6 protein-coding genes and 1 pseudogene are annotated in these 6,972 nt (G+C 62.5%); 3 read left to right on the top strand and 4 right to left on the bottom strand.

Annotated features, from left to right (window positions below):
* Positions 1-44: 44 nt before the first annotated feature.
* Genes sphst_RS14180 through sphst_RS14165 form a run of 4 tightly spaced genes read right to left on the bottom strand, consistent with a single transcriptional unit; the run spans position 45 to position 4,382 of the window.
* Positions 45-326 carry a DUF3325 domain-containing protein gene (locus sphst_RS14180; RefSeq protein ID WP_107045720.1) on the bottom strand — a complete coding sequence of 94 codons (282 nt, stop codon included), beginning with the start codon at positions 324-326 and terminating at the stop codon, positions 45-47.
* Positions 323-1,918 (bottom strand): PepSY-associated TM helix domain-containing protein, encoded by a 1,596-nt coding sequence (locus sphst_RS14175; protein ID WP_031396641.1) that lies wholly within the window; start codon positions 1,916-1,918, stop codon positions 323-325. The genes sphst_RS14180 and sphst_RS14175 overlap by 4 nt, the downstream gene beginning before the upstream one ends.
* The gene (locus tag sphst_RS14170; RefSeq protein WP_031396640.1) at positions 1,915-2,229 is read right to left on the bottom strand and encodes a hypothetical protein; all 315 of its coding nucleotides are present in this window, start codon (positions 2,227-2,229) and stop codon (positions 1,915-1,917) included. Before sphst_RS14170 ends, sphst_RS14175 begins: the two co-directional genes overlap by 4 nt.
* Positions 2,226-4,382 (bottom strand): TonB-dependent siderophore receptor, encoded by a 2,157-nt coding sequence (locus tag sphst_RS14165; RefSeq protein ID WP_234387663.1) that lies wholly within the window; start codon positions 4,380-4,382, stop codon positions 2,226-2,228. Before sphst_RS14165 ends, sphst_RS14170 begins: the two co-directional genes overlap by 4 nt.
* Before the next feature lie 549 nt (positions 4,383-4,931).
* Here sphst_RS14165 and sphst_RS14160 point away from each other — a divergent pair.
* The 3 genes and pseudogenes from sphst_RS14160 to sphst_RS14150 form a co-directional block, all read left to right on the top strand.
* Positions 4,932-5,447: a hypothetical protein gene (locus sphst_RS14160; protein ID WP_159043646.1), complete on the top strand. Its 516-nt coding sequence runs from the start codon at positions 4,932-4,934 to the stop codon at positions 5,445-5,447.
* A gap of 361 nt (positions 5,448-5,808) precedes the next feature.
* Positions 5,809-6,576: an SDR family NAD(P)-dependent oxidoreductase gene (locus sphst_RS14155; protein ID WP_056405991.1), complete on the top strand. Its 768-nt coding sequence runs from the start codon at positions 5,809-5,811 to the stop codon at positions 6,574-6,576.
* Positions 6,573-6,972, top strand: a pseudogene (locus tag sphst_RS14150) (glycosidase); the annotation flags it as partial. The gene sphst_RS14155 and the pseudogene sphst_RS14150, both read left to right, overlap by 4 nt.

Raw genomic sequence — 6,972 nt, 5'->3', positions numbered from 1 at the left:
ACCAGTATGCCCGGCTTCCCCAGATAAACGAGCGCGGTGCCAATTTATGGCAAAGTGCCGCGCATAGGTAGTAAGTTGAGCGCGAGGAAGGCGATCCCGGCGCCGGCCATGATCGCGCCTGCCCATAGGATCGGCCCGAAGATCCATCCTCGGGCAAGAAGCGCGGGCGCGACGCTTACAACCAGCGAAAGCCAGCCGCCGGTCCGCAACATTTTACACCGCGCTGCCTGCGGACATGCCCCGAACCGACGGCGATGATGCGCCTCGGTCGCCAGGCCAAGCAGGAAGAACGCGGCGCTGGCGAGCAGGAGTGACAGGATGCTCATTCGGCGGGCTCCGGAACCCTGGAGGCGGTGGCGGTTCTAGCCCTGCGAACGCGCTTTGCAACGGGGCGATGGTGCGCGACGCGGCGGGCAAGCAGCAGAAACGCTATTCCAAAGACCGAGATCGCCGCATCGATGCTGGCGATCATCATGTCGCCTATCGCCAGCGACGCGAACAGCCCGCGATCGGTCGCGACGACGTCGTACATTGGCAATGCGACGAGCAGCACCCCGGTCACCGCGAATAGCGAAGGCCAAACGCGCGCCGGCCTGACAACGAAGGCCGTCAGCGCCGCGGCAGCCCAGGCGATGAACAGCATGTGCATCTCCCAATCGGCGCGTCCGCGAAGTGCTACCGGGATTAGGCGGTTGGCCCAGAAGAAGCACGTGATCCCGAGCGGGAGACCGCCGATCACTGCGACGTTGAGCCGCTCGACGAGGCGGAACCCGAGATGCGGCCGGGTCGGATCGGGCAGGCGCTCGCGACGCTTGACGGTCCATAGCACGAGACCGCTCGCAACCATCAGCGTGCCCGCGATCCCGCACAGGAAATACAGCCAGCGCCCGCCGTTACCCGCAAACCGTCCGGCATGAAGCCCGATCATCGCACCGGCAGTCTCGGCCGCCGCCCCCGGTGGCGGCGAGCGCCACACGAGGCGCCCGGTCACGCCGTCATAGGTCAGCCGCGGCGTCCGCGAGGACAGCATCGAACTGGCGCTCTGACTGACCGACACGCGCGCAGCGGCGTCGCCGGGATCACTGACTTCAATGAAGCTGGCGGGGGCACCGAGGCGGCGCTCGGCATCGGCGGCAATCAGTCGCAGGTCGATCAGCGGTGCGGGACGGCCGGTCCGCTCGACCACCGAAGCGGTCGGAAACATCGTCGCGAACACGGTATTCTGATCGTTATAATTGGCGACGACCGCCCACGGCATCAGCAGCGTCATCAACGTGACCAGCCCGGTATAGGTGATCATCAGATGAAACGGCAGCGCCAGCACCGCGGTCGCGTTATGTCCGTCGAGCCAGGATCGCTGGCCCTTGGCACGTCGCAGCATGAAGAAGTCTTTGAAGATCTTCTTGTGCGTGACGATCCCGCTGACGATCGCGACCAGCATCATCATAGTTGCGAATCCGACCAGCCACCGTGCCCAGATCACCGGCATGTAATGGAGATCGAAGTGGAAGCGGTAAAAGAAATCCCCGCCCCGCGTCTCGCGCGCCTTCGCGACCTGTCCGTCGGCGCCGATCAGCGCCTGCGTGTCGCCGCGCCCTCGCCTGCCCCGCCTGCCATGCTCTTCGCCGGGCTTCGGCTGCGGCACCCAGAAGACCTGCGCACCGGGCGATCGTTCCGTCGCTACCGGGATAATCCAGCTTTTCGCATCGGGCGCTTTGCGAACAAGGAACGCTTGCGACCCTGCCAGCACGCGCATCGGCTGTTCGACGCGCGCGATCTCGGGCCGCATCCAGCGGTTGAGACCCTCGCGCCAGAACGCGATCGTGCCGGCGACAAAGACGAGGAACAGGATCCAGCCGAGCAGCAATCCGGACCAGGTGTGCAGGAACGCCTGCGACTGACGGAAGCCCTTGCTCATACCCGCCCCGTCGCGTCGATCGATATCCACGTGATTGCGGCCGCAACCGCCGCTGCGAGGCCCAGTGTCCAGATCGCGCGCCAGCCGCTACGGGCCGCGAACGCCCACATCGCCGCAAGCGCGCACAAGGCGAGCGCGATCAGCGAGGCGGTGACGGTCGCCTCGGCACGATCCCCCGGCAGCAGCCGCGCAAGCGCCATCGCCCACAGGCTCGCAGTTTCATAAGCGAGCGGCACGGAGGCGACGACGCGCAGCGCGATGTCGCCGCGCCGCGCCCAGCGCGCACGGGCATGCGCATCGCCCGCCGTCATTCGAAGCTGTACCGAAGCGTCGCGAACGCGGTGCGCGGGCTGCCGTAGTAGTTGCCGCGGCCGGTGGCGGCGATGCGCGCGTAATAGCTCTTGTCGAGTACGTTCGCGACGTTGACCGAGACACCCACCCGCTCGTTGAACTTATAGCCTGCGCGCAGGTCGAGCACCGCATAGCTTGGCTGGCGGACGATGGTGGACCGGGTGCGCAGCGTACCGTCGGCGTTGAACACCGCCGCATTGCCGCCATAGGTCGAACTGAACCACGTCACGCTGCCGCCAAGGCTCGCGCCTGCCAGTGGCCCATCGACCGGGGCGTAGTTGGTGAACGCCTTAACCATGTGCTTCGGCACGATCGGTACCAGTGGCAGCCCCTCGAACGCAGTGGTCTGGTCCTCCAGATACTTAGTCTTGGTGTAGGTATAGCCGCCATTGATCCGCCAGCCGGGCAGGATCTCGCCGGTCCCCTCGGCCTCGATACCGCGCGAGCGGACCTTGCCGGTCTGAAGCACGACGGTCTGAATGTCGGGATCGTTGAACAACCGGTTGGTCTGTGTGATCTGGTACGCCGCCGCGGACAGCAGCAGGCGATCGTTCATCAGCGAAAGCTTGGTGCCTGCCTCATATTGCGCTCCGACCAGCGGCTCGATCTGCTGCCCGTCGGGACGTGCCCGGCCGACCGGTGCCGCCTGCGGCGTGAAGCTGTCGGCATAGCTCGCATAGAGATTGAGATGCGACGTTACGTCCCAGACAATACCGGCATAGGGCGTGAAGCGGTTGTCGATCCCGTAGCGGGTCGACGGTGGCAAGACACCGCTTGGTGTCAGCAACGTGGTCGTCGTGGTATCCCACCATGTCACGCGCCCGCCACCGATGAGCGTCAGGCCGGCGAGCGGGCTCAGCCGCATCTGCCCGTAGATGCCGTACTGCTCGACGTCGGTCGAGGAACCGCCGTAGGCCTGCAGCACGCAATTGGCGGGCGCGGGTGTGATCGTGGTGCTGGAACTGGGACAGGTCGCTCCCGTCCCCTGCACCGGATAATAGGGCGAGGCGCCATACGGGTTCAGGGGCGGCTCGAACGGCGACACCGGGTTGTACACGTCGATCCGCGCATAATTGGACAACCGCGTGAAATACGACGTGCCCGAACTCGCCTGATAATCGGTGCCGAGGATCAGCGTCTGGTCGCGCCCGAACAGCGGGAAGCTGCCAATGCCGTTGAAATCGAACGAGCGCGTCTGCTGCTTGCTGTCGCCGCGATAGGCGATGTGGCTGGTCGAGCCATTGGTCGCGGTGACCGGCTGGTTGCCGATATAGCTGTAGATGTCGACGCGATCGACGTCGGTGAACAGGCCGGTCGCGCGCAACGTCCAGCGATCGCTGATCTTGTGCGCGAGTTCGGCGAACCCGGTCCAGGTCTCGGCGTTGAACCGGTTCCAGTCGGCACCGAGATAGGTCGATCGCTTCACGTCGAGCAACTTGCCGTCGCTGCCGTCCGCGCTGCCGATGATGCCCGGCAGGCCCGACTGCACCGCCGGGCGGAAGCGATCGTAATAGCCGCCGACGGTCAGCGTTGTGCGCTCGCCGATCTCGAGCGAACCGACCGCGAACCCGCCAATGCGGTTGCGGTGCGCGGTTGCGAAGAACTGATCCTGGTCCTGTGCCATCGCACCGAACCGCAACCCCGCCTTGGTGCCGATTGGCGTCGAGACGTCGAGCTCGAAGCGTAGATTGTCGTAGCTGCCGGCACCGGCGCTAGCCTGCATCTTGAACGCGTCGAGCGGTCGCTTTCGCACCATGTTAATGCTGCCCGCCGGATTGCCCGAACCGCTGAACAAACCTGCCGGGCCGCGCAGTACTTCCAGCCGGTCGTAGAAGAACAAGTCCGGCACGGCGGACGGGAAGTTGAACGCAAAACTCGGGACGCCGTCGATCAGGTAATTGGTGATCGCGAACCCGCGCGAGAAGAACGACGGATCCTCGCTGCCAACGCCATTGACGGTGATGCCATTGGTCGCGGTCAGAGCGTCTTCCAGCGTGACCAGGTTCTGCGCCTCGATCTGATCGCGATCGATCACGGTAACGGTGTTCGGCGTGTCCTTGAGCGGCGTCACGGTCTTGCCGACCGCACGACCATAGCTTTTGCCGATGACCATGATTTCGTCGGACTTCTGCGCGTCGTCCGATCCGGTGGACGTTTCTACGGTCGTTGGCTCCTCAGCTGGAGCTGGCAAAGGCGCCCCGACAAACGCTGCGCTTGCCAGCAATATACTCGAAAAACTCATACTGAACCCCCGTTATCGGAAGGGCCCTATGTCATATGCTGTTGCGAGTCACTAGCAATATAACAGTTTTGTTATGATCGTTGAGACGGGCGCGCGCAGGCGCACGCTTAACCTATTGGGATTCGCAAAAAATATTATGTCGTACGAGGCTTATGGTTCGCCGTCCGCGCGTGTTGATTTCAGCGCGCGATGGAAAGCAATTCGACCCAGAACCAGACGTTCACGCCCCTTCCCTCGCTTCTCAACTTCAGACGCTGGTTCATCTTTGCGAATGACCAATTTTGAAGCCCGGCTATCCACTGCCGAATGTCGTGATGGGGAAGTAAGTCCTTCGATCCGATAGTTAAGGTAGCACCTATGCGCTCACCCGCATCGTCGCTACCCCCGTACCCACGAGCAGGAAAATTCGAGGAGCGTGTGATGCGTCATCATACTTTATTGGCGGCGATCGCAGTTGCCATGTTGAGTTCTACCTCAGGCTCAGCGACCCCGGCGCAAGCTGTGGTTTCAGGCATCTATGAACTGGACACTACGCGGAGTGACAACGCTTTCAAAGTGATCGACAGCGCTACCGCCAACATTTCCGACGACAAGCGCCCTCGTGTTCGGATGAGGCTCCGCAAGTCCATTGCGGTGAATAGGATTAGAATTTCCACCGCAGGAGGTCGAGTCGGCCTCACCTATGATGCCAAAACACCTATCGTAGTTTGGATGGGCGGAGATCCGATCACGTGGAAGCTCATCCCGGAGCTTGTTTTCGATGTATCGGTAAGAGCTGATGGTGGAACCGTCGCTCTGACATTCCGCGGCGACGACAGCGAGCGAACCTCAGAATACCATAGTGTCGGCCAGGATTTAGTGGAGAATTCCACCATTATCATTCCACTGCTTTCTACGCCGATCGTTTATAAGCAGGTCTTTAAAAAGACGAGCTGACCTGATCTACGAACAGACCTATGACAAGAAGCCGTTGAACGGTCTTCATCGCATAGATGCGGATGCCGGTTGAGATGGTCTGCCTAGCCTCTACTTCTCGGCGCGCCACGACTATGATCGAACGGCAGCAAATGGATGATTACCCCTGCCCTACGGCTTCCTGCCAGACCCAGTCCCGGTCAGTCACAGGTCAATCGCCCCTTCATGAAACCGGACGTTCGTTCATCGGCGATAAGTGGGCGCCCAGAACCCGAGTTACCCAGTTTGAAATACTCGCGCTCCAGCCGCGCAGGCGAAAGGTACTTTATGGCAGCGAATTCATGCAACTTGAGGTTACGCCGCAGGTTCACCGGTGATGACCATGTTCGACAATCAGATTGCTATCGTCACCGGCGGTGAATCCGGCATTGGCGCGGCCTGCGCCAAGGTGTTGGGCGAAGCCGGGGCCCGCGTTGTGATCACCTATTTGAGGGATGCCGCCGCGGCGCACGCGGTCTGCACCTCGATCGGTGGGTCCAACCGCGCGATCGCGGTGCAAGTTGATGTCAGTGATGAAGCCGCGGTCGAACGACTGTTCGCGGAGGCCGAAAAAACGTTCGGCATGGTCAGCCTGCTGGTCAATTCGGCCGGATTGAACATGAGCGGCGTGATGCTCGTTGACATGGAACTTACGCAGTTCGACCGGGTCATCCGTTCCGATCTCTACGGTCCGTTCCTCACCTGCCGACGAATGGTGCGCGCGCTCGAGGCAAAGAACGCGACGGGGCGGATCGTCAATATATCGTCGATTCACGAACGCGCGCCGCGACCGGGCGGCGTCGATTACGACTCAGCTAAGGGTGGCCTGTCGCAGTTGACGGCCACGCTTGCACTAGAGCTGGCGCCGAAGGGCATCGCGGTGAATGGCGTCGCGCCTGGGATGATCCTTACGCCGATGAATCAATCCGCACTGAACCATCCGGACGAGCTGGCGGCGAAGGAGGCGGCAATCCCGTGGAAGCGCGCCGGTCGGCCCGATGAGGTCGCGACGCTAGTCGCTTTCCTGCTGTCGCCGGCTGCGGACTATATCACCGGCACCACGGTAACGATCGACGGCGGGCTGTCATTGACTGTGGCGCAAGGCGCATGACGATCGCCTATGCGGTCGAGCAGCTCGACACGGTGACTATCTCCGCTACGTCTGTGATCGACGGCATGGACATGATGAGCCCGTTCGTCTGGACGGAAGGCAATCTGTACCGGATCATGGTTCGCGGCGTGCCGCATCCGCTCGGGCCCACTGATCCGACCGGGATCATTGCGCGCGGAGAGAGCCGCGATGGGCTGGCCTTCACTATGGATCCGGGGCTTGCAATTACACCCGGGCCCGGTGCCGAGGACATGGGCGGATGCGAGGATCCGACCGTGCTCGTGGCCGGCGACGAATATCTCGTCTATTATACCGGCGTGGACGCTGCGCGCGCGCAGGGATGCATGATTTTAGCTGCGGGGCCCGACCTGACCGCGCTGGTCAAGGAAGATCTGG

Source organism: Sphingomonas sp. STIS6.2, from assembly GCF_000732685.2.
GTDB classification, from domain to species: domain Bacteria; phylum Pseudomonadota; class Alphaproteobacteria; order Sphingomonadales; family Sphingomonadaceae; genus Sphingomonas; species Sphingomonas aerolata.
The sequence above is the reverse complement of the archived record's forward strand: the minus strand, read 5'-3'. Positions and strand labels throughout refer to the sequence as shown.

Coding starts and splice junctions, on each gene's coding strand:
- sphst_RS14180 (WP_107045720.1), bottom strand. CDS start 326: ATGAGCATCCTGTCACTCCTGCTCGCCAGCGCCGCGTTCTTCCTGCTT.
- sphst_RS14175 (WP_031396641.1), bottom strand. CDS start 1,918: ATGAGCAAGGGCTTCCGTCAGTCGCAGGCGTTCCTGCACACCTGGTCC.
- sphst_RS14170 (WP_031396640.1), bottom strand. CDS start 2,229: ATGACGGCGGGCGATGCGCATGCCCGTGCGCGCTGGGCGCGGCGCGGC.
- sphst_RS14165 (WP_234387663.1), bottom strand. CDS start 4,382: ATGGTCATCGGCAAAAGCTATGGTCGTGCGGTCGGCAAGACCGTGACG.
- sphst_RS14160 (WP_159043646.1), top strand. CDS start 4,932: ATGCGTCATCATACTTTATTGGCGGCGATCGCAGTTGCCATGTTGAGT.
- sphst_RS14155 (WP_056405991.1), top strand. CDS start 5,809: ATGTTCGACAATCAGATTGCTATCGTCACCGGCGGTGAATCCGGCATT.